The 24,403-nt window shown below is 59.9% G+C and carries 20 protein-coding genes; 7 read left to right on the forward strand and 13 right to left on the reverse strand.

Annotated features, from left to right (window positions below; translation table 11 throughout):
* Positions 1 to 250 precede the first annotated feature (250 nt).
* The 3 genes from K3G63_RS11760 to K3G63_RS11770 all read left to right on the forward strand — a co-directional run bounded on the left by K3G63_RS11760 (position 251) and on the right by K3G63_RS11770 (position 1,928).
* Entirely contained in the window at positions 251 to 940 is a 690-nt protein-coding gene (locus K3G63_RS11760) for a carboxypeptidase-like regulatory domain-containing protein (RefSeq protein ID WP_220614321.1), read from the forward strand.
* Positions 941 to 1,093: 153 nt separating this feature from the next.
* A complete protein-coding gene (locus tag K3G63_RS11765; protein ID WP_220614322.1) occupies positions 1,094 to 1,516 on the forward strand; it encodes a hypothetical protein in 423 nt (140 codons plus the stop codon).
* 43 nt (positions 1,517 to 1,559) lie between these two features.
* Complete coding sequence (locus K3G63_RS11770; protein WP_220614323.1) at positions 1,560 to 1,928, forward strand: hypothetical protein; 369 nt, start codon at positions 1,560 to 1,562, stop codon at positions 1,926 to 1,928.
* Between the two features lie 370 nt (positions 1,929 to 2,298).
* Here the strand turns inward: K3G63_RS11770 and K3G63_RS11775 are convergent, their stop codons facing one another.
* The 4 genes from K3G63_RS11775 to K3G63_RS11790 all read right to left on the reverse strand — a co-directional run bounded on the left by K3G63_RS11775 (position 2,299) and on the right by K3G63_RS11790 (position 5,774).
* Complete coding sequence (locus K3G63_RS11775) at positions 2,299 to 3,348, reverse strand: DUF3089 domain-containing protein (protein WP_220614324.1); 1,050 nt, start codon at positions 3,346 to 3,348, stop codon at positions 2,299 to 2,301.
* A gap of 139 nt (positions 3,349 to 3,487) precedes the next feature.
* Positions 3,488 to 4,714 carry an SHOCT domain-containing protein gene (locus K3G63_RS11780; protein ID WP_220614325.1) on the reverse strand — a complete coding sequence of 409 codons (1,227 nt, stop codon included), beginning with the start codon at positions 4,712 to 4,714 and terminating at the stop codon, positions 3,488 to 3,490.
* A 31-nt stretch (positions 4,715 to 4,745) separates the two neighbouring features.
* Positions 4,746 to 5,471 carry a hypothetical protein gene (locus K3G63_RS11785; protein ID WP_220614326.1) on the reverse strand — a complete coding sequence of 242 codons (726 nt, stop codon included), beginning with the start codon at positions 5,469 to 5,471 and terminating at the stop codon, positions 4,746 to 4,748.
* A gap of 57 nt (positions 5,472 to 5,528) precedes the next feature.
* On the reverse strand, positions 5,529 to 5,774 hold the full coding sequence (locus K3G63_RS11790) for a hypothetical protein (protein ID WP_220614327.1): 246 nt from the start codon (positions 5,772 to 5,774) through the stop codon (positions 5,529 to 5,531).
* A 148-nt stretch (positions 5,775 to 5,922) separates the two neighbouring features.
* On the opposite strand from K3G63_RS11790, the gene K3G63_RS11795 reads away from it, so the two are divergent.
* Positions 5,923 to 6,108 (forward strand): hypothetical protein, encoded by a 186-nt coding sequence (locus tag K3G63_RS11795; protein WP_220614328.1) that lies wholly within the window; start codon positions 5,923 to 5,925, stop codon positions 6,106 to 6,108.
* Between the two features lie 83 nt (positions 6,109 to 6,191).
* Here the strand turns inward: K3G63_RS11795 and K3G63_RS11800 are convergent, their stop codons facing one another.
* Positions 6,192 to 7,247 carry a YeiH family protein gene (locus K3G63_RS11800; protein WP_220614329.1) on the reverse strand — a complete coding sequence of 352 codons (1,056 nt, stop codon included), beginning with the start codon at positions 7,245 to 7,247 and terminating at the stop codon, positions 6,192 to 6,194.
* Between the two features lie 74 nt (positions 7,248 to 7,321).
* Positions 7,322 to 8,221 carry a LysR substrate-binding domain-containing protein gene (locus K3G63_RS11805; protein ID WP_220614330.1) on the reverse strand — a complete coding sequence of 300 codons (900 nt, stop codon included), beginning with the start codon at positions 8,219 to 8,221 and terminating at the stop codon, positions 7,322 to 7,324.
* A 418-nt stretch (positions 8,222 to 8,639) separates the two neighbouring features.
* On the opposite strand from K3G63_RS11805, the gene K3G63_RS11810 reads away from it, so the two are divergent.
* Together K3G63_RS11810 and K3G63_RS11815 are read left to right on the forward strand one after the other, a co-directional pair.
* Positions 8,640 to 10,709, forward strand: coding sequence for a S9 family peptidase (locus tag K3G63_RS11810; protein ID WP_220614331.1), 2,070 nt, complete (start codon positions 8,640 to 8,642; stop codon positions 10,707 to 10,709).
* Between the two features lie 294 nt (positions 10,710 to 11,003).
* Positions 11,004 to 12,935, forward strand: coding sequence for a 7TM diverse intracellular signaling domain-containing protein (locus tag K3G63_RS11815; protein WP_220614332.1), 1,932 nt, complete (start codon positions 11,004 to 11,006; stop codon positions 12,933 to 12,935).
* Here the strand turns inward: K3G63_RS11815 and K3G63_RS11820 are convergent.
* The 7 genes from K3G63_RS11820 to K3G63_RS11850 form a co-directional block, all read right to left on the reverse strand.
* Entirely contained in the window at positions 12,932 to 14,230 is a 1,299-nt protein-coding gene (locus K3G63_RS11820) for an MFS transporter (protein ID WP_220614333.1), read from the reverse strand. The genes K3G63_RS11815 and K3G63_RS11820 overlap by 4 nt on opposite strands.
* A 437-nt stretch (positions 14,231 to 14,667) precedes the next feature.
* Entirely contained in the window at positions 14,668 to 16,797 is a 2,130-nt protein-coding gene (locus K3G63_RS11825; RefSeq protein ID WP_220614334.1) for an FUSC family membrane protein, read from the reverse strand.
* Between the two features lie 75 nt (positions 16,798 to 16,872).
* A complete protein-coding gene (locus K3G63_RS11830) occupies positions 16,873 to 18,423 on the reverse strand; it encodes an FAD-dependent oxidoreductase (protein ID WP_220614335.1) in 1,551 nt (516 codons plus the stop codon).
* Positions 18,424 to 18,598: 175 nt separating this feature from the next.
* A complete protein-coding gene (locus K3G63_RS11835) occupies positions 18,599 to 19,567 on the reverse strand; it encodes a bestrophin family ion channel (protein WP_220614336.1) in 969 nt (322 codons plus the stop codon).
* Between the two features lie 141 nt (positions 19,568 to 19,708).
* The gene (locus K3G63_RS23060; RefSeq protein WP_220614337.1) at positions 19,709 to 21,553 is read right to left on the reverse strand and encodes a MutS-related protein; all 1,845 of its coding nucleotides are present in this window, start codon (positions 21,551 to 21,553) and stop codon (positions 19,709 to 19,711) included.
* A gap of 54 nt (positions 21,554 to 21,607) precedes the next feature.
* Entirely contained in the window at positions 21,608 to 22,660 is a 1,053-nt protein-coding gene (locus K3G63_RS11845) for a hypothetical protein (RefSeq protein WP_220614338.1), read from the reverse strand.
* A 113-nt stretch (positions 22,661 to 22,773) separates the two neighbouring features.
* Positions 22,774 to 23,208: a RidA family protein gene (locus K3G63_RS11850; protein ID WP_220614339.1), complete on the reverse strand. Its 435-nt coding sequence runs from the start codon at positions 23,206 to 23,208 to the stop codon at positions 22,774 to 22,776.
* A 107-nt stretch (positions 23,209 to 23,315) separates the two neighbouring features.
* Here K3G63_RS11850 and K3G63_RS11855 point away from each other — a divergent pair, with 107 nt between their 5' ends.
* The gene (locus K3G63_RS11855) at positions 23,316 to 24,104 is read left to right on the forward strand and encodes an energy transducer TonB (RefSeq protein ID WP_220614340.1); all 789 of its coding nucleotides are present in this window, start codon (positions 23,316 to 23,318) and stop codon (positions 24,102 to 24,104) included.
* Positions 24,105 to 24,403 lie beyond the last annotated feature (299 nt).

Here is a 24,403-nt window from a genome sequence, read left to right on the forward strand (position 1 = left end):
TACAGATAATTACTATATATGACTTATCATTGTACTTATACGTAGCACTATATCTACATAATATATAATTTCCCATAATAGGAAGAATGAGTTCATCCCGAGAAAAGTATTACTGAACACGTAAAATGCAACACTCAACGAAATAGAACGTATGTAGCGACACCAAAACAGGCAAAAGTCCGATTTGCTCGCGAATTTTGTGTCGTGATCCTGTCTCTTACACTATTGCAAACGCCTAACTTTTCTCAAAATGAAACTCAGCGCTCTACCCTTTCACCCGACTACCGGCGACTTACTACCAGCGTACAGGGATGCTTACCTGCGCGGCGACCTATCCAGCGAAAATACCGAACTGGTAGACGCCTATCTGAAAGCGAATAAGAATACGGCTGACGAAACGTTGAATCGTTTCTATGAAATGAAAGGCAAAGGTCATGCAGTGCGGCCTGTGGGCTGGGTTCAACGCCAGTTCGATTTGATCCGTACCGAACCGAAGCGCTTCCGCCAGCGGGCTGCTACCCTGGTACTTGGGGGAGCCTTAGCAAGCGGCGCTGTATTTGCCAGCACTAACTTGCCAGATGCCAATACTCCGATGGACAACGTGCCGGTTATGACGGACGTAGCAGACATGTCCACTGACGCTACTGCTGCCAGTGCTTTCCGCATGATTTCGGTCCGCGGCCGCATCCTGAACGAGAATGGTCAGCCACTGGTAGGCGCGACTGTATGGCAGAAAGGAACGCAACGCGGCGTGAGCACTGATGCTCAGGGTAACTATACCTTGCGTGTACCTGCAAACCAAGCCACCACTTTGCAGTACGGCTATGCCGGATACGCTGAAGAAGAGCTACAAGTAAAAAATAGCCGCACTGAAAATGTGACGCTGCTACCTAGCACTAAAAAAGCGAAACCTGCTAAAAAACGTTGGTTGTTCTTTTAACCAACAGAAGCACAGGTATTTTACTCGCTGGTATCTACCAGTAATCAGCTAGGCATACCTTTAGTTTCCTCCTGAAAAAATTTTGTAAAACCGGAGTGCCCCTTCGTTACGTAGATCGGTCATTCTAGTTTTTGCCGCCCCAGTAGTAGCTTTATGAGACTTCCTTTTCTGCACAAACTCTATGTGAAGAAAATTACGGGAGACGCCTCAGGGGCGGAGCGAGAGCAAGCAGAAACTATTCTTTCTGCTATTCTGCGGGAGCTTCCAGAGTTGATAGGAGTATCGGTGGTAGATATCCGGTCAGGCAAAACGCTGGCCGCTTACACTGCAGTAGCCTCCTTTGACCCTTACAAGGTCAGTAGCCGTAATGTCGAGCTGATCCGGCAGACATTACGCATGCTGACGGCTCCCTGGTTAGCTGGCCAGCACCTCACGGACTTTAATGTCCTCTTGGATGACCAACTACACTGTATGCGCCTAACAGCTAACCACCAGTGGCTGTGCTACGTGGCCGTCCGGATTGGCGATGCCAATATGGCTCTCGTGCGGGAGGTAATGCGGCGGTGTACTACCTGATTTCTATACATCTTTTTCTACCATACTTTTTCTCAACATTTTCATGGCTACTCTTTCGCCAAACCAAGCCGTTCAAAACATTCTTAAGGAGCTTCCTTCGCTGGTAGCAGTTGCCGTAGTTGAAACGGAAACCGGCATGCCGCTAGCTCACCACTCTAACCTGGCTTCGTTTGATGCGGAGACGGCGGCTGCTTACAACACGGAAGTTGTTAAGCAGAAGCTGAAAGCTATCCAGGCCCTAAAGCTGGACCAAACCATTCAGGACATTCTGCTGACCCTGACCGACCAGCTGCACCTGCTGAAGCTTTCTGCCACGGGTGACAAGTTCATCTACCTGGCCGTTAACTCGCGCGATACGAACCTGGCTATGGCGCGTCAGATTCTGAAAGGCCAAGCAGCTGCGCTGAACTAAGCGACAGTTTTGCGACTAAAAAGCCCCGCCGGTGAATACCGGCGGGGCTTTTTAACATTCTACCTCACGGATGACAAACGAAAAAAGGCCTACCGCTATCTTCTATGCCAGTTTCTTATTGAAATTAGAACAACGCCAACTCCGGATTACCCTCGACAAGATTCTACCCAGCACATAGTTTACCACAGCTAGTATGCAGGAGCAGTTGCCTACCTCCTGATCTTGCTTTAGCAGCGGCTCTGATTTTACAGGGTGCAATGAGGAGCGTTTTTGGAGTGCATTACAGCACTTTTCAGCTAACAGCCCGACTACCGACGTCAGCCACTCCAGAGAAATATTCGAGGCCCATTTGCGGGAATTGGAAAGCTGATTACCCTCCGTGCATAAGCATGCGGTAGGCACGCACGCGCGCCTCAGCATTCTGACGGATATTATAGTAAAACAAAGCGTAGTCGGCGATGTGGAAGGAGTGGCGTAGCTCAGGGCGGCCGGGCAGCAGGAAGCGCGGGTAGCCGGGGTGGGACGAAGGGTGAATCCAGACGAGGCCGTTGTGTACTTTGGCATCTACCACGCGCTTGTCTACCCCATCGAAGCTGTAGGGTACGCCACCCAGGTTAAGGCGAGCTGGAGCGGTAGCAGTGTCGCGGGTCCAGGTAAGAGGGTTTACGGCAATGCCGCCCTGAAAAGGCGGGTACTCCTGGCCCCACTCTACGGTATTCCAGCCAACGTAGCAGCCAGTTTGGGTAGAGTCGTCGCAGGGACGCAGTACTTGGTAGTCTTCCGGCATCACCTTGAAGCCGATAAGGTAGGCGGCCACTAGCTGTTTGCGCAGCTTGGGAGTTTGGTCGAAGAACTCGCGAAGCAGGCGGGTGGCGTGGTAAGTACCCTGGCTATGACCGGCAATGATGATGGGGCGGCCTTGGTTGTAATGGTCGAGGTAGTACTGAAAGGCTGTTTTTACGTCGCTGTACGCTAGGTCCAGGGCTTCTTTGCCATTGGGACTTTTCTCATCGAAAAAGGAAAATAGCGTGGCCTGCCGGTAACGCGGCGCGTAGATGCGGCCGGTGTTGTTGAACACCGAGGCCTGCTTGCGGATGGTGCTGGCATCGGTGAAATGGTTTACGCGGGCATCCGTCAGGCTGGCATTCCACTGGCTGCGTCCGTAGTAAGTGGTAGGATGCACAAAGAACACATCCACGGGAGCATCGCGCTGCTGGTTTCGCAACAAGGTATTGCGCGGCACGGCGTCGGCAGAGTCGCGACGGTCGGGCAAGGCGGCCCAGTTATCCTCCATGCGGTAGTCGGGGGCCTCGGGGGCAATGGCCTGCGTGAAGTCTTTACCAGGCTTAATTACACTAATGCACGAGCTTAACGCTAGCAAAGCCCCTAGCACGGGTAAACGAAATAGGTGGGTACGCATTCGATAGAAACGGAATCGGCGGTAAGAAACACCAACGCGCGCCCCTGGTTGCAGGTAGCGCGCGCTGGTGGTAAAAATACGAAGTAAACCGCTACCCTATTAAAGAGCCAAAAGCTCCGGCAACTGATGCGCTACTAACTTATTCGCTGAATGTGTTTTCCAGGAGGCGTTCCTGGCGCAAATACACAATTTTAAAGTTTTTATCGAAGCGTACGCGCACCTGCGCAGTTGTTTGCTGACGCTTCTGCAGCGACTGGCGCAGGGCCGTGCTTTTCTCAATGAAAGTTACTACCCGCGAACCATCACTGACCGGTGGGCTTACTTTCAGGCTGCCCGGCTCAATGGTCGTTTGTCCTTCCAGGAACTCCGGGAAGTGCGATTTTTCCAGCTCGGCGGTAATGGCCGTGGGTGTGGTATTCTGCTGTAAGTAGAACCGTTCCACCCGTGGGGCGAAATAAGAAGAGGCAGAAAACGGAGCCGCTTGCAGATCGGCGTAGTAGTTCTTCAGTACACCTTCAATGCGGGTCTGGGCAGCGCTTTCGTCTACTACCGGTTCCGGGGCGGGCGGAGTAGCTTCTTCGGTGGGCGCAGCGGCTGGAGTAGCCGGGTTTACCGAGTCGGAGGGGGTAGTGGGGAGGGGCACTGCGGGAGCTACCCGCACCGTTTCCGGGGCTGCTGCCGGCGGCAAATCAATCTGCTCCGACTGCGGGCCCACTTCCGGGGCGGTCGTTACAGAGTCGGCAGCCGTGAGCGTTGTGCTAGTCAGGCGTTCCGAGTCCTGGTTACCCCACATCAGATAAGCTACTAGGGCGAGCAGGGCAATAATTCCTCCCACAATGAGGATGGTACCGAGCGGACTTTTGGGAGGGGCCGCGTACGGCTCGTCTTCCACTACCTCGCCCAAGGGCTCCGGCCCTACCCCTACGGGTTGGCTGGAAGGAACGAAGGCGTCGTCGCGGGTAGGCGAAGACCCGGGGCGGCCGGCTTCCAGGGGATGCGAAATGCCAGGGCCGGAGGTAGGCGGCACCGGCGGGTCGGCTACGTAGGGGGTGTGCAGGGGCCGCGAGGTAACGGGGGGTAGCAATGGGTCCTCCACGGGGCTGCTGGCGGTAGGTACCGGCGCTGGCGGCGGAACAGGAGTCGTGGCTACCGGGGGCACCATAGGTATGGGCGCAGCCGGGTCCGGGGTGCGGGGTGCCGGAGCAGGCGGCGCAACGGGTGGCACTATAGGTCCGGGCGCGGGCGTTGCGTCGCTGAACAGCAGCTTTTTCTTTAAGGTATCGAACTCCTGAGGCGTGATGAGGCCCTTTTCCAGCCATTCGTTTAGCTGGCGCAGGGTATCGAGGGGAGACGGGTCTTTTTCCATGGTTGGCAGACGCCCGAAGGCGGTAGAAGGGCTACTTCCGGTCGAGGTTGGTGAGGCGGGCGCGGCGGCGCTCTACCTGCGCTTTACGCAATTCAGTGAGCCGAGCGTTATCGAGGAGCTTCACAGAATCTTCCGCCGACTTGAGCTTGTTGTCGGCATTCTGCTTTTTCAGCTGCTCAATCTTCTCCAAGTTAGCTTTGGTGCTGTTGGCCAGGCTGATGCGCTCCTTTTCCAGTTTCTCTTTGTCTTTTTCTGCGGCCGTTAGCTGCTTTTCAGCTTCGGTAATCTGCTCGCGGTAGGCTTTGAGGCGGGCGGCGGCGGCGAAGCTCTGGGTGAGGTTGCGCAGGGAGCTAAACTCGGAAGGCGTACCCGAAGCCGACAGAAACGAATCGGGGCCCATGGCCGCCCACACCGATAGCTCGGATGTGGTATCGGAAGGCGACGTGACGGTGGAATACAGGTCGAGCAACTTACCCGTAATGCTGGACATGGGCACCTGCTTGGCTTCCAGCACATCCTTCTTGCCCACCCCGAACACGCCGGAGCCTTTTAGCTTGATGTTGTAGGTATCCTTCAGCCAGGATTGCCAGAAGTCGCGCGTCCACTGCGCGGTGCCTTCTACCTGCACCTTCACGGCATCCCGCTCGCGCTTATCAACGCTGACGCTGCTGGTTCGGGCATCGTATAACTGGGCTCGCACCGCCACGGGGGCGCAGAGCATGACCACAAGCAGCCACAAGCCGGAAATTCGTTTCATAAGGAAATGTGATGTAAGAAAGTACAAGGAAGGCCCGCGGGCTAGCTTCGGCAATCATCAGATACCGTGCCGGTCGAAGGCGGCCTGCAGATCCTGCTGCATGCCCGTAAACCGTTGTACGGCGGCTTGGATGAACTCCTCATCGAGGAGCAGATGAATGTCGTCTTCGCTGGTCAGGTCCAGCTCGCTTACCTTGTAGGTTTGCTCCAACGGACCTTTTTCCAGCTTAATCAAATACTTGCCGTTCCAGCTGAAGAGCGTGATTTTAACAGTGGGGTGCGGGATGATGGCGAGCTGGCGCATGGCAGACGGGTAGTACGTAAATACGGGGCGAAGATAGGCAGGCGCTGCCAACCAGGGCCGCAAGCTCAGCATAACCCGGACTAGGCACCCGCGTACACCGGAGCCTAGTACCTGTTCTTATTTTCTCACCCTCAAGAAACTCCCCATCATGCCACAAGGAGATAAATCAGCCTACACCGATAAGCAAAAGCGGCAGGCTGAGCACATCGAAGAAAGCTACGAAGAGCGCGGATTGTCGGAGGAAGAAGCCGAGCGCCGCGCCTGGGCTACCGTTAATAAGCAAGACGGCGGCGGTAAGAAAAGCGGCTCGGGACGTAAGAAATCCGGCGAATAACGCTTGCACCATACGCTAGCAAGGCCCGCGTTTCTGCTTAGAAACGCGGGCCTTGCTATATATCCCGGATACAGGTGACGGAACTACAGGCTATGCATAATCACGTAGAGGGAAGTGGCCGAAATGAGCAGCCATAGCCCGGTACCCAATACAAACGGCTTCGGCCCCACGGCTTTCACCGCCTGCATGGAAAGACCGGCCCCAATAAAAAACAGCGTTACCGTGAGCCCCAGCTTAGAAAGCCGCACCAGCCACGGGGCTACTACGTGCGACGCCGGCACATACGTATTCAGAAGCATAGCCGCAACGAAACCCAGGATAAAGTAGGGAATCTTGATCCGAACGTCTTTCTGCTTGAACAGGAAGGCGGTGCCCAAGGCCACCGGAATAATCCAGAGGGCCCGGGCCAACTTTACGGTGGTAGCTACTTGCAGGGCCTGGGTGCCGTAGGACGCGGCCGCTCCTACCACCGAGCTGGTATCGTGAATGGCAATGGCGCACCAGAGGCCAAACTGGTTTTGGGTGAGGGCCAGCGCATGCCCAATAACCGGAAAAGCAAACAGCGCCGCCGCATTGAGCACAAACACAGTAGCTAAGGCCACCGACATTTCCTCTTCCTTGGCCCGCAGCACGGGCCCCACGGCCGCAATGGCCGAGCCCCCACAAATGGCAGTACCGCAGGAGATAAGGTGCGTAATGTGGCGGCTTAGCCCCAGCCAGCGCCCTCCTACGTAGCCCAGCACCAGCGTACCAATAATGGAGACTACCGTGAATAACAGGCCTTGCTGACCCGCCTGCACAGCGGCGTGCGCGTTCATACCGAAGCCCAGCCCGATAACCGAGTATTGCAACAGTTTAGCCGTGAGCTTGCGGGTCTGTGGCAGAAAGGGGTTGCCTACGGTTTGCGCCAGCCCTAACCCCAGCGCCAAGGCCAGCGGCGGCGAGGCCCAGGGCGTCAGGCAAAACCCCAGAAACAGAATGAACAGCAACGGAGCTACCCACGCCGGACGAGCAGCGACAGTTGAAGCTGCCACCGGAGGTAGGGAAGTATAAACTGGGGCATTCCTGACGACCCGAAGCGGTAGCTTCGGAGCATCGGGTAGGGCGGGGGGTGGAGTGAGGGTGGTGGAGGATTTCATGGGTGGGTAGCGAGCTACTGCCCAAAAGTACGGCTGCCCCTCCCCTATTGATAATCCAAAATGGTTATGGCTAATTACTTCAGGTTATACTGTCGCTGTGCATACCGCAGGAACCGCTCAGCAGCCCGGGAAAGAGGTTGCCCCTGAATCCAGAGAGCCTCAAACTGCCGGGGCAACTCCAAGCTCTCAATGGGCACAATTTCCAGGAGCCCGGCTTCCAGCTCGCGCGCCAGGGCCAGCCGCGACACAAAGCCCAACGCTTCGGGCGCGGCTTCGAGGTAGGACTTAATGGCCTCCGTGTTATCAAAGTAGAAGGCCACATGCAGGTCGGTCAGCTTTATTTTCTGCTCGCGCAAGGCAAACTCCAACACTTCCAGGGTTCCCGACCCCCGCTCACGCAGCACCAGGGGGTGGCTCATTGCCTCAGCCAGGGGTAGCAAGGGCGGCGGTCCTGCGGAAGTAGCCCGACGAACGGCCACCAGCTCATCGGCCAGCAGGGGCTCGTAGTGCAAGTCGCGGCTTTTGGAACGGCCCTCCACGAAACCCAGGTCGAGCTGGCCGCTGAGCATGGCTTCGGCAATCTGCTCTGAGTTGCCGTTGAGCAACGTCAGCTCTACTTGGGGGTAGCGTTTCTGGAAACCCGGCAAAATGCCCGGCAACACGTATTGCGTAAGCGTGGTGCTGGCCCCCAGGCGCAGGCGGCCAGCAGCCTCGCCGTGCAGGTTATGCAGCTGCTCAGTAAGCTGCTGGTGCAGCTGCTCTACCTCATCGGCATGGGCCAGCAGCAAGGTGCCGGCTTCAGTCAGGCTTACCCGGTTGCCGCGGCGCTCAAACAGGCGCTGCCCGTAGCTACGTTCCAGCTCCCGGATGTGCTTGGTAATGGCGGGCTGGGTGATGTACAGCTCTTGGGCCGCCTTGGTAAAACTCAGGTGCCGGGCCACCGACTGAAAGACGCGCAAACGAAAATCGGGCATACGCGCAAGGTACGCGGCCGCCGGGTGCCGCGGAAGCAGATGCGGCCCGGCAATTGCCCGTGCCGCGGAGCAGTTGCTTCCGCTGTGCTTCCCGAAACATGGCGTGCTTCGCTACCCGATTACCCAACCCAAGGGTTCCTGCTGGGCTTCAACGCAACACTGGGGGTAGGCAGTAGCCCCTGTCTGCACGGCTCTTTCCACTTGCTATTCCGAGTACCAGGTAGGGGTTTGGGAAGTATCTCTGGGTAGTGCTCTAGTCTTCGCGGCCCCTTGAGGTAACACTTTACTTTTGACGGGTTTTCAGACTGCACCTAGGGAAAGCTGACGAGGCATCGGTATACCTGCCCTACCCCTTCATGTGGTGCAAGCCTTGTTCTGCTTACCTTGCTTCTTTCCTGATTCCAGTTTTCTTCACCCAATGAAAAGACATTTTCTGACTGCGCTGGCCCTGGTGCCGCTAGCCGCAGCAGCCCAACAACGCGCTGTGTACACGCCTGAACTGCTCTGGAAACTGGGCCGCCTGGGCGAAATGCACGTGTCGCCGGACCGCAAAACGGTGGCCTACACCGTGACGCGCTACAACCTCGGCGAGAATAAAGGCAACACCGACATTTGGGTGGTGCCCGTGGCGGGCGGCGCGGCCCGGCAACTCACCAACACGCCTACCTCCGAAAGCACCCTGAACTGGCGCCCCGATGGCAAGCTGACGTTTCTTTCGGGCGAGGGCGGCACCGAGCAGCTCTACGTGATGAACACCGATGGCTCGGGCAAGCAGAAGCTCAGCGAGTTTCCCGACGAAGGCTTGGCCAACCTGAAATACGCCTCAAAAGGCAATTTTATCCTCTACACCCAGGATGTGAAAACCGGCAAATCGGTGCAGGACTGGTACCCCGATTTGCCCAAGGCCGACGCCCGCATCATCGACGACCTGAACTACCGGCACTGGAACGTGTGGGACGATTATAAATCGACGCACGTTTTCTTCCAGCCTGTCGGCGACGATGGCAAGCCCACCGGCTACGGCAAGGACGTGATGCCGGGCGAGAGGTTTGACGCCCCGCTGGCGCCGCTGGGCGGCTCCGAGCAGCTGGCTTTTTCACCCGACGGCTACCGCCTGGCCTACACCTCGCGTAAGCTCTACGGTAAGGCCGAGGCTGAAAGCACCAACTCCGACATCTACCTCTACGACATCCGGGAAGGCAACACCCAAAACCTGAGCGAGGGCCTGGGCGGCTACGATGTGGAGCCCGTTTTCTCGCCCGACGGCTCGAAGGTGGCGTGGCTGAGCATGGCTACCCCCGGCTTCGAGTCGGACCGTAACGGCATTGTGGTGTATGACTTCAAGACCAGGAAGCGCGAGGACATCACCAAGGGCTCGGAGCAGTCGGCGGCCAACGTCCGGTGGAGCCCCGATGGCAAGACGCTTTATTTCGTGAGCGTGCTGGAAGGCACCGAGCAGCTGTTTTCTATTCCGAGCAAGGGCGGCAAAATCCGGCAGCTGACCAAAGGCCCCCAGAACTACAACTCCTTCGAGCTGGCCGGCAACGACGTGGCCATTGCCAACAAAACCACCCAGGCCCAACCCGCCGACCTCGTGCGCCTCGACCTGAAAACCGGCCGCGAAACGCCCCTGACTAACATCAATGAGCAGGAGCTGGCAGGCGTGAAAACCGGCAAAACCGAAGCCCGCTGGGTGAAAACCACCGACGGCAAGCAGATGCAGGTGTACGTCATCTACCCGCCCGACTTCGACCCGAGCAAGAAATACCCTACCCTGCTCTATTGCCAGGGCGGCCCCCAAAGTCCCATTACCCAGAGCTTTTCGTACCGCTGGAATTTCCAGCTGCTGGCGGCCAACGGCTACATTGTGGTGGCCCCGAACCGACGGGGCCTGCCGGGCTTCGGCACGGAGTGGAACAACAGCATTTCAGGCGACTGGGGCGGGCAGCCCATCCGCGACTACCTCTCGGCCATTGACGCGGTGAGCCAGGAGCCCTATGTTGATAAAGACCGGCGCGGCTGCGTGGGCGCCTCCTACGGTGGCTATTCAGTGTACTACCTCGCGGGTAATCACGAAGGCCGCTTCAAGACCTTTATTGCCCACGCCGGCCTCTACAACCTCACCAGCTGGTACCCCAGCACCGAGGAAATGTTTTTCGCCAAGCACGACATGGGTGGCGCGCCCTGGGATGTGCTGATGCACAGGCCGCCCCACAAAGCTTACACCCACTTCAACCCGCAGCTTTTCGCGAGAAACTGGGATACGCCTATGCTGGTCATTCACGGCGGCAAAGACTTCCGGGTGCCCGAGGGCCAGGGCATGGAAGCCTTTGGTACGGCCCAGCTGCGCGGCATCCCCAGCCGCTTTCTGTACTTCCCCAACGAAGGCCACTGGATTTCGAAACCGCAAAACTCGGTGCTCTGGAACCGCGTGTTCTTCGACTGGCTGGCCCGCACCCTGAAGCCCGAAGGCCAGACAGCGAAGTAACAGCTCCCTAACCGGCTGCTGTTAAAGCCCGCTCAGCTTTGCTGGGCGGGCTTTTTCTATGAACAAACCGGTCTTTCTCGCCTACCCCGGCGCGCATAGCAGCTCAGGGCAGTGCTCGAAAGCCGTGGTCATTTCGTGCGCCACAACAAGCTGGCGGCAACCCATGCTTCCGCCTGACGCCGCAGTACAAGTACTTGAATAGGGCGTTCAGATATACCTCCTGTTTTAATATTTTTATACCTATATACAGTTGTATTTCTTCTGGTTGCCTCATTTTTCCCCTGCCCCACCACTATGTGGCTGCGTCTGACACTTGCACTTTTCCTGAGCTGCTGGCTCCTCTCCTGCCCCAACGGGCAGGCGGCAGCTACTTCGGGCCGCCTGTCCGACACGCTGCTGCTGAAAGACCCCAAAGGGCCGCATATTTCGGAAGCATTCCGTTATTATACGGAGCCCTTCACTACTCCTGCTACTCCCGAGCAGGTAGAAACCCAGTGGCGGGCAGGCAACTTCAGGCCCGGGCCCTGGCACCAAACGCTGAACTTAGGGCTGCTGCACGAGCGAGTGTGGCTGCGCCTGGTAGTGCGCAACACCGATACGCTGCGCCTGCGCTTTTTATGGAGCATTTTCAATTTTACTGACAGCGCCGCCCTCTATTGCCGCCGCCAGGGCGAAACCCGGTTCCGGCTGCTGAGTGCGGCTAGTTCCTGGGTACCGGCCACGGAGCGAGCGTACCCCGCCCGGTCCCTGAGTTTTCCGTTTGTGCTGGAAGCCGGCGAAACGGCCGAGTTGTACCTGCGCATCGACTTGCACTCCGGCGCCCTCTACCTGCCTACCTACATCGAAACGGCCGAGCATTTTCTGGCCTGGGAAATGACGTTCCCGTTTGAGCGCCACTGGGTGTGGTTGCTGGGGTTTTATCTGGGCAGCGCCTTGTTCAACCTAGTGCTGTTTACGTTTCTGCGCGACAGAATTCACATCTGGTACGTGGCCTACGTGGCGTGCGTCACCGTGTTTTTGATGATGGAAGATGGCCTGGATGCATTGGTGCTGCCTACCGCCGCCTACCAGCTGCTCTGGACGATAGGGCAGTTTAACCTGCTGATACTGGCCGCGGCGGCTGGCGTCCGGATTATGCAGCTGTTTGTGCGCCTGCGCAGCGGCTGGCCCCGCCTACACCGGGCCGGTAGTTGGCTGGCCGCAGGCGCCGTAGGGTTTGTCGTGCTATACGCGGCCGTATTTCCCTGGGCGGTGCGCCATAGCCTACCCTTGCTGCAGGTGCTCAACAACGGCCGGGAGGTAGTGCTGCTGGGGTTGTTTTGCTACGGCTGGCTGGCCCTGCTGCTGCTGGCCCGGGCCCGGTCGCAGCGCCGGCTGGCGGCCTACTATGCTCTTACCTACCTGTTCTTCTTCACAGGGTTTGCCGTTTTTTGGAGCAACCACGTAGGCCTGAGCAGCTTTAATCCGATTTACCCTAACCCATTGGCCTGGGGCCTCTTCTTTGAATTACTGATTTTAAGCGCCTTACTTACTGGCCGCTTCCGCCACACCCTGCGCCAGAACGCCCGCCTGCGCATTCGGCAGCTGCGGCAGCGCAATGCCCAGGGGGCCCGTCTGATTGCCGCCCAGGAGGAGGAGCGGCGGCAACTAGCCCGGGAGCTGCACGATGCCATTGGCCCCAACCTGGCCGCCCTACACTTTGCCTGGCAGGGGCCGGCCCTACGGCAGGCCATCAGTTCCTCGCCGGAAGCAGCGGCGGCGGGCCACCAAACGGAGCTGCTACTGCGCCACCTCACCGACGAAGTACGCACGTTCAGTCATACGCTGTTACCAGCTGAGCCTGGCCAGGGTGGTTTGCGCGAGTCTATGACTACCCTCACCCAACTGCTCAACCTCTACGGGGGCCCTCGGGTGCACCTGCACGCCGGTGAGAATCTGGTGGGCCTCTCACCCGCCTTGCAGCAGGGAGCCTACCGCATTGCGGCCGAGCTGCTCAACAATGCCGTGCGCCATGCCGGTGCCACGCAGGTAACCGTGGAGCTGCACCACGAGGCGGGTAGCCTGACCATACGGGTGAGGGACGATGGCCGGGGCTTCGACCAAAGCAAAGCGAGCAGTGGTATTGGCCTGCGTGGCGTGCGGGCCCGGGTAGAGTATCTGCGCGGGCAAATGAGACTGAACAGCTCAGCCGAGGGTACCCATATTGAGGTAGTGCTTCCGGGTTAGGAGGCGCTTACCCGGGGCTGCACGGGTACCGGGAAGGCCTGCCGTTGCCGCCGCAGGAGCCCCAGCAAGCCCAGCACTACCAGACCACAGCCCAGGCCCAGCACCGGTGCCGACACTACCTGCAAGGCCCAGCCGGTGATGTAGGAGCCACTCACGCCGCACAGGTTTACCAAGGCCATGTAAGTCGTGAACTGGGAGCCCTCAATTCGGGGACGGCACAGGGCCATCAGCAGCGGCAGGGCAGCTACGCTCAGGCTGGGGTCGGCCATGTTCCAGAGAAGCAGGCCTAGGGTGGCCACTGCCTCGTGGCGCCACAGGAAGCTCAGGCTACAGAATAGGAGCAGGAAGCTCCCGAGCACCAGCATTACCCGGCGCTGCAGCCGCGCCGCCCCAAGGCGGTCGGCCAGCACGCCGCCGGCCACTATCAGACACAAGGTGGCGGCACTGCCCCAGCTGCCCTGCAGCATGGATACGCGGCTGTCGGACCAGTGTAACTCCTTGATGAGGTGGTAGGAATAGGCCCAGCCGAATACCCCGAAGCAGAGGTAAGTAAGGGCAATGACACTGAACTGGCGCAGAGTCCGCGGCTCGGTAATGGCCCGGTACAGTTCCCGGAACAGCCAGCGTATGGGCGGATTATCGGCGTTGCGGCGGGCCGCCGCCGGTACGGCACCGAAGCGCGGCAGCAACCGGTCGGTGCGCTCCAGACGGATGAAAAACGTGAGTACCGTGAAGGCCAGCAAGGCCACCGATTGGGCCAGCGCCGCCTGAAAAAAGCCGTAGTGGTGCAACATCCACGACAAACCCGCGGCCCCCAGTGAGGAGCCCAGCAGAAAGCCCCCGCGCATAAACGCATTTACCCTACCCCGCTCTTGCTCCGGCACTACCGCTATGGCAATGGCATCCACGCTGGCGTCCTGAATAGAAGCAAATACACTGTGCACCACAAAGGCCAGCAGCATAAGCCGAAGCTGACTTACGGGGTCGTGCACCAGCAGGAGCGCCAGGGAAGCCAGCGCCGCTACCAGCTGCGTAAGCACTACCCACTGCTTGCGCTGCCCAAGTATCGATTCCTGGTACTTGTCAATAAGCGGCCCCCACACGAACTGCAGGGTCCAGGGCAGGCCCACCGCCGCCGAGAAAGAGGCCACCGTAGTGGCACTAAGCCCGCGCCCGGTCAGGTAGTTAACCACCGCCGTCAGACCGAAGCCTGCCGGAATACCCTGCATCACATAGAGGTAGAAGAAAGTGAAGTACCGCAGGCCGGTACTTTCGCGCAAGACTAGGTGGGTCACGGGGCTAAGCTTAAGCTATCAACTACTACCTCTGAGGTCGAGCTGAAGATACAGCTTGTTCGCTGCCCAGCATCAGCAACTAGCATCTAACTCCATGAATAATAGCCACCTAGTTGCTGCCCCCCTACTTCCTGCTACCCTGGCTTTGGGGGTAGCACCCTCCACTTTGATAGGCAGCTTGGATTTCCTCGCCGAAAGCAACTCCTTCTAGAGAAGCCATTTTTCCCTTTCCCAATAGCTAGGCTCAGCGGAGAAGCGGCCGGGGGAAGTACCAGCGTTGTAAAAACCCATTTCACCTGCCTTCGGGGCTGCTTACCCAGCAAAGCTGAACTTGCTCTAGCAAGCCGGGTACCGCACGAAAAACAACCAGCCACTCCGGACTAGCTTTTTCGAGGGCCGGAGGCTCGAAGTACGCTGCTACCGTAGGGTAAGAACCGCTACTTCAGCACTGCCTCCGTTACCTTGCTGATGTCGCTGCTAACTTTTTGGATAAACTCCAGCTGCTCACTGAGCTGGGCATCGGGCGCGGCGGGGGCAGTAGTGGCTGGTGCCGCCGGCTCCGAGGCCACAGTTTCCGGTTCCTGCGGATCGAGGCGGCGGAGGCTGCGGTGCAGGGCCTGCTGGGCCTGGCGCAGGGCCTTGAGGCTGGCCGCGGGTAGTCCAGGGCGCATTTCTCCGGCCAGAATAGCGGAGGTGATAGAGGCCACATTGGAGGAAAGAATGTGGTTGAGCACCACAAACTCGTGCACCTCGGTGGGGCGGTGCTGCTTGCCGCGGGGCTCCGACATCATGCGCTGAAAGGCCGCGCCCAGGTTGGCCGAGCTGACGTACACATCCTTACGGGCCAGCTTGTAGTCGACCAGAGCCACGGGCGAGCCGACTAGTGTTTCCTGCAGAGTGCGCAGGTAGTGCAGGTTGGCCCGCAGCACCGCCTTCAGGTAGTCGTGCAGCTGGCCCGACTCCCAGTTGGGAAACAGCAGGTACCCGGTAGAGAAGGCAATCAGGCAGCCCAGTATGGTATCGAACACCCGCTCCTCTACCACCTGCACGTAGCCCAGCCCCAGAAAGCTGAACAGAATCAGGATGAAAGGCGTCATGAACGTGACGGTGACCAGGTAGTTGATACGCACGAAGCTGTAGGACACCAGCATAAACAGCACCATAAGCACCAGCAGCACCGTGCGGTCGGGAATCAGCCAGAGCACCAGGGCGCCCAGCACCCCACCGGCCAGCGTGCCCAGCACGCGCTGCACGTTGCGCTCCTTGGTGAGGCTGAAGGCTGGCTTAAGCATGTACGTGATGGTCATGATTACCCAGTAGCTGTGGTGGCCCGGCAGCACTTTGGTAACCAGATAGCCCACCAGGCAGGCCACGAACATGCGCGCCGAGTGGCGGAAAATGCCGGATTGCAGGGTCAGGTGGTCGCGGAGCTGCTTGAAATCGAAGCTCTGGTGGGCCACAAAGCGGCCGAACTCCAGCTCGCGGCCGGAGGGCGCGGGAGCGTTGGCATCGAAGTAAGCCAAAATATCCTGGAGGCGCTGGCTGAGGTTGCGCAGGTTCACCAGAATCTTCTTGAGCATGAGGGTGTGGCCGGGGCGGGCGGGGTCATCCAGGGCGTCGATGCGGGCTTTCAGCTTTTCCAAGCCCGCCAGTAGGTTCTGCTGGGCCGTGTAGCCGTGGTTGGCTTGAATGGCAAACCCGATATTTTCCAGCTCGGCGGCGTGCTGCTCAATCTCACGGGCAATGTCGTCGAGCACGCCGGTGGCCTCGAAGCGCTGGTGCAAGGCGGCGTAGTCGTGGTAGGTGATGGTGATTTGCTCGTAGAGGTCGATGGCGTCTACGAACGTGAGCACGAGGCGGCGGCCGGTGCCGGTGGTTTCCTTGACCAGCTGGCGGGTTTTAAACAATAGCTCCCGCACGGCATCCTGTTTTTCGCTCACCGTCACCTGCTGGCTGACCAGGCGGCGGTAGTCGGCCTCCAGGTTGGTGCCAGTGCGGTAGAACTCCGCCTTGAGGCGCAGAAAATCGGCAATGGCCCGGATACAGTCGCCGAGGGCCTGCTGGGCCGGACGATAGGGCCGCAGGGTGTAGAGCAGCATGGTAACGCTCAGATACCACAGGCCGCCGGCCACTACCATGCCGGCGTAGGGCACTACTTCGGCCGGCTTCAGGGGCCTATCCAGCATCAGAATAATAATCAGCAGCCCGGCTGTGCCCACGCCCCCGGCCCGGTTGCCGTACACCAGCAGCATGGTAAAAACGAAACTGCACACCACCACCTCTACCCCCAGCAGAGCCGGGTACGAGTGCAGGAAGCCGGTGACCAGGGCCATCACCCCGATCAGGGCCGTAGCGGCCAGCATGCCATTGCGCTTGTGCACCATGGGGCCCGGCGTATCGGTGAGGCTGACGCACACGGCCCCAAGCGAAACGGTCAGCCCGTCAACCAAGTCGCCGAACATGCCCAGCAGCAAGCCGGGCAGCAGTATAGAAAGCGTGGTCCGCAGACCATCCGAGAATTCCTGACTAGTAAAAAAGTATTGAAAGGAACGAACCCGTTCATCCATGGTGGCTACACCGAAAGTTAGACCCGGCTTATACGCACCAGCTTCGGCTTAGGGGTGCAAGGTACAACGCGGCCTTTACTCCACCGGCGCCAGGTCAGAGTTGGCCGGGCCGGTCATGAGTTTGCCGTAGGCATCAAAGCGGGAACCGTGGCAGGGGCAGTCCCAGCTGCTTTCCAGTTTGTTCCAGTGCACGATGCAGTGCAGGTGGGGGCACACAGCGGAACACTCGTGCACCTGGCCCTGGGGGTCTTTGTACACGGCCACTTTCAGGGGGCCGCGGCCAAGTACGGCGCCAGTGCCGGGCGCTACCTCCTCGGCTGTTTTCACCTCGCCGCCCGTCAGCAGGTCGGTGTACTCGGCCGCGACGTTGATATTTTCCTTTACGTACTCCTTTACCGATTCAAACTTCACCGTCACGCGGCCGGGGTCGTAGAGCTTGGCCCAGGGATTTTCGCGGCCCAGAATCAGGTCGGTAATAATCATGGGGCCGAGGGTGCCGTGGGTCATGCCGTGGCCCGAGTCGCCGGTGATGATGTACACGTTGTCATCGTCGAGCGGATTGCGGCCGGCGTAGGCCAATCCGTCCACGGGCTCCATTACCTGCCCCGACCAGCGGTAATCCACCTGGCCCGCCGTGGGGAAGTTGGCTTTCACCCAAAACTCCAGGCAGCGCAGGTGCTCCTCGGGGTCGGGCTCCTGGCCGGTTTTGTGGTCCTCGCCGCCCACGATGAGCAGGTCGTAGTCCTCGTTTTCGACTTCCTGCAGGCGGATGTAGTGGTAGGGGTCGGCGGTATCCCAGTACAGGGCCTTCGTGACGGAGCCCTTGGGTACCCGGACCCCGATGACGTAGGTGCGGTAGGGATGTTGCTTGGTGTGCATCACCACCCGGTCGTTGAAGGGTGTGTTGGTAGCAATTACCACTGCCTGGGCTTGCACTTCCTGGCCGCCGGTAGTCACCACCCGGGCCCCGGAGCCGCCGTGTACTTCCGCCACGTGGGTGCGGGTAAAGATGCGCCCGCCCTGGCGCTGGATGGCCTCGGCCACGCCGCGCAGGTACTTCAGAATGTGAAACTGCCCCTGGTTCGGGAACACCAGGCACTCTCCGGTCTGGAAGCCCTGGGCTCCGGCATCGGGGAGGCGCTCCACGTCGACGAGGCCGGCGCGGTGAGCTGCTTTCAACTCCTCGTCCAGCTCTTTAGGCGTCCCGCTCTGGGGTAGAAACAAGTAGCCCGGCAAACGGCTGAAGTCACAGGCAATGCTTTCTTTCCGGACGATTTGCTCGATGCGGTCCACGGCGGCGCGGTGGCTGTCGGCGGCCAGCCGGGCTCCGTCCTGGCCAAACAGTTCTTCCAGGGTGGTGTACCGGTCGTCGAGGGCAAAGCTGAGGTGGGCAGTAGTCCGGCCAGTTTCACCGCTGGCCAGTTCCCCGTCTTCCAGCAGCACTACTTTCTTGCCTTCGAGGCCGAGCAAATAGGCCTGGGTGAGCCCGGCAATGCCGCCACCTACCACCACCACATCGGCCGACAGGTTTTCCCGTAGGGGCTCAAATGAGGGCAGTGGTGCGGCCGTGCTAAACCACGAAGAAGTAGTAACACCGGAGGTCAGGGTAGGATTAGGCGTAGGCATAGCGGCGAAGTCTGGTTCAGGATGAAAGTCCTCATCAGGTACGCCGGGGCCTGGGCTGGGGTTAAGGTGGAGCTTGAAAAGAAGAAAGGTTCCCGTTGTTCTGTATTAAAGGCTAGCACTCGTTTCCCTCCTCAGATGAGGGAGGGAAACGAGTGCTAGCCTTTAGCTTTCGGTTCTAATACAAGATATCCTCTACGGGCTCCAGCTTGGAGGGCACTTCGGTTTCGCCGAGCATCTGGCGCAGGTCGATTTCGATGGAGCGGCAGATGGCCGTCATCGGCACGTCGTTCATGTTGTTCTCGAACGGGTTTTCGCTGTTGTGCCCTACCTTCTCGATGGTGGCGAATACCCAGGAAACCATGACGGAAAACGGCACCGTCAGCCAGATGTGGTTGGGGCCCATCTTGGCAAACTCCGTCACCAGGCCCAGGGGCATAATGGCCGTGAACAGGTACACAAACAGCATACTGAAGAAGGCGTACTGGCGCGGGAAAGGCGTATTCTTGATTCGCTCACAGCCGCCCTGCAGGTTGTAAAGCGTCTCCAGCGTGTTCATCATGGTCACGTGCTGGAAGTCGTTGAGCAGGCCCCGCTCCTCGCGCAGGCGCCGCAGCTCGGCGGCCTGCTGGCGCACAATCTGGGCGGGGGGGTTGGCCATGGTGCGCAGCATCTCCGATTCTTCTTCTTCCAGGAAGGGAGCCACTGCATCGTCCCACTGCTCGGGCTGGCGGCGCAGATGAATACGCAGCGCGTTGCACCAGGCAATCTGCCGGTACACCATGCGGCGGTGACGACCGGTGAGCTCATCGGCCGAAGCGGGCGGCATATCCAGGCCGGGCGCATCTACCACGGAGGTAATAAACTCCAGAATCTGGACGGCGGTGGTGCGGCTGCTGTTTACGATGCCGCCCCAGAGTTGGCGTCCCTCCCAGAATCGGTCGTAGGAGCCGTTGTTCTTGAAGCCGATGTAGAAGGCCACGGCCGTGCCCAGGGTAGCTACCGGCTGCCACGGAATGGCTACGGAGTGGAATTTCAATGGCCCGTAGACCAGGCAGACCAGCACGCTGTAGATGGTAAAAATCGTGACCGACTTCCAGCCGAGCTTCCAGATAATATGTGGGCGGAGGTTTTCGCGAATGTACACGCAGAAAGGATTAGGGAACTAGCGCAAATGCAACCGAAGGTAGAGCCGCCACATTAACCTCAGGTTAAACGCGCGCCCCTTGCCTTATTCTACGAAATCATTCGGCCCGGCAGCTATCCACCACTCGGCTATTTCCCCTAGCTAGTCCAGCACAATGCCCATCAGGCGCATGAGTTGGCTGGCGTTAAACGAGCGGCATACCCCGGGCGTAAGGCGGTAGTCGAAGCGCAGGGTACCGTCGGGGTTCAGGAAGGAGTTGAAGCTCACGTTGCGCACGTGCCTGGGCAGTTCCTCTTCCAAGGCGGCCAGCTCCAGGTCGTGGGTGCTGATAAGGCCGCTGGCGGCGCGCTGCCGCAGCTGGTGCACCAGAGCGCGGGCCCCGCGGTGGCGGTCCTGGGAGTTAGTGCCCTTGAGAACCTCATCGAGCAGGTAAAAGACCGGCAGCGAGGTAGCCGCTGCTTCGGGGGTAGTCAGGTCTAGTAGCAGGCGCAGGCGCTTCAGCTCAGCGTAGAAGGAAGAGGTGCTTTCGGCCAGGTTGTCGTTGGTGCGCATGGCAGTGTACACCTGAGCGGGCCCACAGGTGAAAGCCCGCGCCGGCACCACGCCCCCGGCCTGGGCCAGCACCAGATTCAGGCCCACCGTGCGCAAAAACGTGCTTTTGCCCGCCATGTTGGAGCCGGTTACCACTACCGTTTGGCCCGCGCCCTCGATGCGAAAATCGTTGCGCACCCCGGTTTCGGCGAACAACAGCGGGTGGCCCATATCCTCGGCCACTACCGTTAGAGGGGTAGCCGATACCTCGGGCTGGGCAAAGGCCGGGTTGGCGGCCCGGAAGGCGGCCAGGCTCACCAGGGCGTCCAGCTCGGCGGCGGCTTCCAGCAAAGGTTCCAGGCCGTTGGGCAGCTGCCGCTTCCAGCGCTCCAGCTGCCATATACCCCACACATCCCAGAGCAGCACCGTGTTCAGCAGGCCCGCCACCGCCGGGTTCTGCCGGGCCGAAAACCAGCCCGCCACCCCCGACAGCCGCTCCAGCAGCCGGGCCGCTGCTACCCCGCCGGTGTCGTGCAGGGTCTGGTGCAGGCGGCGCAAAGCCGCGCTCTGCCACTGCCCGGCCTCAAACAAAGACAGTTGGTCGTGGGCAGCGCGCAGGGCGTCGCGCATGGTAGTTACGTGCTGGTAACTTTCGGCCCGTACGCCGGCAAATCGGGCGTTCAGGGCGCTGGTCAGCAGCAGTACCAGCAGGGGCCAGGTACCGTAGCCATTCAGGGCGGCGACTAGGGCGGCCACGGCGGCTGCCGGCAGCAGCACTAGTAGGGGTAGCAGCCAGCTTTTACCCACGAAGAAATCCGGCTCCCGCAGCCAGGCCGCAAACTGCCGCGGGTCCGCCTCCTGGCGGGGGTAGTGCTGGGCGCGGGCCTGCCACTCCTGCTGCCAGGCCACATCGGGGGCCAGCTCGGCCGTGGCCTGCTGCCGCTCCGCTACCACCGCGGCCGGACTGGGGGCCAGCAGCCAGCCGGCCAGCCAGTCCTGGCCCAGGCGGGAGGTGCTGCGGTTCAGGAGCTGAAACAAGGAGTGGGAGCCAAATACGTCCAGGTCGGCGGCGTAGGCGTGCTGGGCATCGAGGTAGCGCAGGCCAGGGTCGAAGCCCGAGAGGTTGCCGGTCAGCCGGGTTAGCTCGCCCTGGTTGAGCTGGGCCAGCAGGCGGTGGTGTTCCCGCCGGTAGCCCACGGCATTGTGCCAGCGCACCAGCCCCAGAAACACCAGATACGTCACGCCCATTACTGCAAAGCCAGCCGCTACCTCGCCCCGGCTAAACAGCACCCACACGCCCGCGGCGGCCCCGGTGAACACCAGCAGCCGCACCAAGGCTACCAGCCGGTGCCGGCCGGCAAAGTAGTTTTCGCGCTCGGTGTAGTGGGTCAGGTTTTCCTGGAATAGCTCGGCGGGCGGAACAGAGAGTGGGCGGAAAGCAGAGGAAACAGGCACGGCAGCAGCATCGGGTGAGGGTGCGAAGGTACGCAGCCCCGGCAGGAGGTAGGGCTAGGGCTTGCGTAACCGATGCAAGGGGCTGTCAGGCTTCAAAAAAGGCGCAAGCTCGGCGTGCGTAAAGGCCAACCGGAATTCATATTCCATGTCTCTTCGCACAAAGTGGGTCATGCCCTCGTAGTCTACCTCATGATGAAAGGTTACGCTGTCTGGAGTTATGTGTAGGTCAGTTGGCTCATGTTCAGCATCTATGTGCTGACTGCGTAAGCCGGCGGTATCAGCGGAATCCTGCGGGCTTTCGTGCAGATACTGGTTGATTTGTCGCTGTAGCTTCTGCTCACAGACGGCCAGAAAAGCAGGGCGTTGGGCGGGGTCAATTTCGTCGGTCAGCTGCTCACCTGTTCGCAGGTCCATCACCACCGACCACATTCGGGCAAACAGCTGCCCGCCGCCCGTTATCTGCTCACTTCGTAGCCACACGCTCAGCAGGCCCCGGTCGTTGTAGGCTACTTCGGCGCCGGTGCCCTGGTAGCCGATAAAGCGTGTTCCCTCCTCCTTACGCGCTTGCAGTTCCTGCTCTAGCTCCTCCTCGGTCATGCCAGCTAGCTTCTCTATATCGAAAGCCTCCCACAGCTTCTCGGACACTCGAAAATTGGGCACCGTGAATACTGGACCCGAGAACTCCTTGAAATACGTTTGCTCTCCCACGTGCGCTTTCTCAGCATAACCGCTGCTACGGTAGCTTGTCAAGTGCGCGGGCAGTTGCCGCTCCGATTTGGCCGCGCGCCAGGTACCCGCCAAAGCGCCCGCGCCTGTGCGGCGCAAGTGGAAATAGGCAAAGGGCTGGCGCGGCTGGCGGCTCCCATCCCAACGCTCCGTCAGTTCGGGGCGGTCCAGGTTTACCTCGCCCAGCCACAGGTCGCCAGCGGGCGTCACATATCCATCCAGCCAGATAGGTTTTTGCTGACTTAGGTAGTAATACCAGCCGGCTACCTGCTGGCGGCCCTTCTGGTTAGTAATAGACAGTCGAAACGGGTATTTGCCCCCTAGGGTCCCTTCATAATCACCTGCCACTGCCGCGGCGGCAGCCCAAGCCGCAGGTTTCAAGGCAGCTTGGCCCCTGGAACTGGGCTGCGCACTACCTACCTCGACCGACAGTATAAGAGCCAGAAAACTTGTAATAAAGTAGTTGTTCACGTTGCTGTATCCATATCAGGTTCCTACCCCGCCACCACGGCAATGCACTTGAGCTCAATAGCAATGGGGGTAGGCAGGCAGTTCACTTCCACGGTAGTGCGGCACGGTTGGTTGCTCTGGAAATACTCCGCGTAGAGTCGGTTGTAAGTAGGGAAGTCGGCCTGCATGTTGGTCAGGAACACGGTGACGTCCACGAGGTCTTCCCAGCGGGCCCCGGCTTCTTCCAGGATGTAGCGCACGTTCTGGAACACGGCGTGGCACTGGCGCTCAAAGTCATAGCTCCGGACGGTGCCGTCCTCGTGCAGCTCCACTCCCGGCACCTGCGCCTGGCCGCGCTGGCGCGGGCCTACCCCGGACAGGAACAGCAGGTTGCCCGCGCGCCGGGCGTGAGGGTAGAGGCCTACCGGCTCGGGGGCGCGCCGGGAGTTATGGGGGGCGGAAGTTGCGTCAGGTGCCATCAGGCCAAAGCTACCGAAAAGCGGCGCTTTTCGTAGATAGCGGAAACTCCGCCTTAGGCTGGTGCGGTTGTTGTGCCAGACGGGGTCCTTTTCCCTTGCCTCCTTCTATGAAACACGCTTTCCACATCTTCCTGCTGGCTGGGTTGCTGGCCGCCGCGGCTCCCACCCTGGCCCAGCAGAAACTGAAGTACCCTAAGCAGCCCGCCGCCAACGAAATCTACGATGCCGTGGAAAAGCCGGCTGTGCCCCTGGGCGGCCTGGAAGCCTACGCCCAGTACCTGGCCGACAAGCAGCAGTACCCCACCGCGGCCCTGCAAGCCGGCGTGCAAGGCACCGTTACCGTGACGTTCGTGGTAGAGAAAACCGGCTCGATTTCCAACGTGGCCGTGGCCCAACCCCTCAACCCGGCCTTGGATGCGGAGGCGCTCCGGCTGATTAAGGGCGGCCCGCGCTGGACCCCGGCCCAGCACCGCGGTGGGGTAGTGCGTCAGCGCGTGTCGGTGCCCATCAGCTTCCAGATTCCGGGCGACGCTGGCGGCTCCACGGCCGGCGGAACTGCCACCCCGGCTGGTTCCGGCAGCACTACCCAGGTAGTAGCCCCCGATTCGCCGGCCCGGCCCGTGGGCGGCACCGATGCGTTTTTTGAGTGGGTGCAGCAGAACCAGAAATACCCCGCCCTGGCCCGGCAGCGCAAAGTGCAGGGGCGGGTGATGATGGAGTTTATCGTGGAAAAAGACGGGTCCCTGACGGAAATCAAGCCGATTAAGCGCCTGGGCTCGGGCCTGGATGAGGAAGCCATTCGCCTGCTCAAGGCCGCTCCCAAGTGGCAGCCTGCCACTTACAAAGGCCAGCCCCTGAAGCAGAAAATGGTGCTGCCCATCGTGTTCAGCCTGTAGCACGGCCACAACTGTTAAGCCAGAGGCTGGAGGAAACTGCCTGACATCGGTGGGCTTCCACCGCGGACCCGTCCGCGCTAGACCGTGGGCGGCAGCAGTAACATCTGCCCTGGGTAATGGTTCTATTGTACTACTTGAGGTGCTGCGGTTGCGGCCTCCGCTTTCCACGGGGCTGTGCCCCAGCGCAGTTGGGCCACAGCATATCTGACCACTTGCCTGGCCACGGGCAACGCCGGGGCCGTTTTTAGCCTCTTTGTCTAAAGTACTTTTTGTTTTCGTGCGTTAGCCCCGGTATCGGG

It is taken from the genome of Hymenobacter sp. HSC-4F20 (assembly GCF_019599275.1).
Lineage (GTDB): Bacteria > Bacteroidota > Bacteroidia > Cytophagales > Hymenobacteraceae > Hymenobacter.

Excerpts from the sequence above, each read along its gene's own strand:
- K3G63_RS11785 (WP_220614326.1), bottom strand. The coding sequence starts at position 5,471 with ATGAAACGAATTTCCGGCTTGTGGCTGCTTGTGGTCATGCTCTGCGCC.
- K3G63_RS11805 (WP_220614330.1), bottom strand. The coding sequence starts at position 8,221 with ATGCCCGATTTTCGTTTGCGCGTCTTTCAGTCGGTGGCCCGGCACCTG.
- K3G63_RS11825 (WP_220614334.1), bottom strand. The coding sequence starts at position 16,797 with ATGGATGAACGGGTTCGTTCCTTTCAATACTTTTTTACTAGTCAGGAA.
- K3G63_RS11780 (WP_220614325.1), bottom strand. The coding sequence starts at position 4,714 with ATGGAAAAAGACCCGTCTCCCCTCGATACCCTGCGCCAGCTAAACGAA.
- K3G63_RS11850 (WP_220614339.1), bottom strand. The coding sequence starts at position 23,208 with ATGGCACCTGACGCAACTTCCGCCCCCCATAACTCCCGGCGCGCCCCC.
- K3G63_RS11800 (WP_220614329.1), bottom strand. The coding sequence starts at position 7,247 with ATGAAATCCTCCACCACCCTCACTCCACCCCCCGCCCTACCCGATGCT.
- K3G63_RS11810 (WP_220614331.1), top strand. The coding sequence starts at position 8,640 with ATGAAAAGACATTTTCTGACTGCGCTGGCCCTGGTGCCGCTAGCCGCA.
- K3G63_RS11760 (WP_220614321.1), top strand. The coding sequence starts at position 251 with ATGAAACTCAGCGCTCTACCCTTTCACCCGACTACCGGCGACTTACTA.
- K3G63_RS11770 (WP_220614323.1), top strand. The coding sequence starts at position 1,560 with ATGGCTACTCTTTCGCCAAACCAAGCCGTTCAAAACATTCTTAAGGAG.
- K3G63_RS11790 (WP_220614327.1), bottom strand. The coding sequence starts at position 5,774 with ATGCGCCAGCTCGCCATCATCCCGCACCCCACTGTTAAAATCACGCTC.
- K3G63_RS11775 (WP_220614324.1), bottom strand. The coding sequence starts at position 3,348 with ATGCGTACCCACCTATTTCGTTTACCCGTGCTAGGGGCTTTGCTAGCG.
- K3G63_RS11815 (WP_220614332.1), top strand. The coding sequence starts at position 11,004 with ATGTGGCTGCGTCTGACACTTGCACTTTTCCTGAGCTGCTGGCTCCTC.
- K3G63_RS11830 (WP_220614335.1), bottom strand. The coding sequence starts at position 18,423 with ATGCCTACGCCTAATCCTACCCTGACCTCCGGTGTTACTACTTCTTCG.
- K3G63_RS11765 (WP_220614322.1), top strand. The coding sequence starts at position 1,094 with ATGAGACTTCCTTTTCTGCACAAACTCTATGTGAAGAAAATTACGGGA.
- K3G63_RS11855 (WP_220614340.1), top strand. The coding sequence starts at position 23,316 with ATGAAACACGCTTTCCACATCTTCCTGCTGGCTGGGTTGCTGGCCGCC.
- K3G63_RS11795 (WP_220614328.1), top strand. The coding sequence starts at position 5,923 with ATGCCACAAGGAGATAAATCAGCCTACACCGATAAGCAAAAGCGGCAG.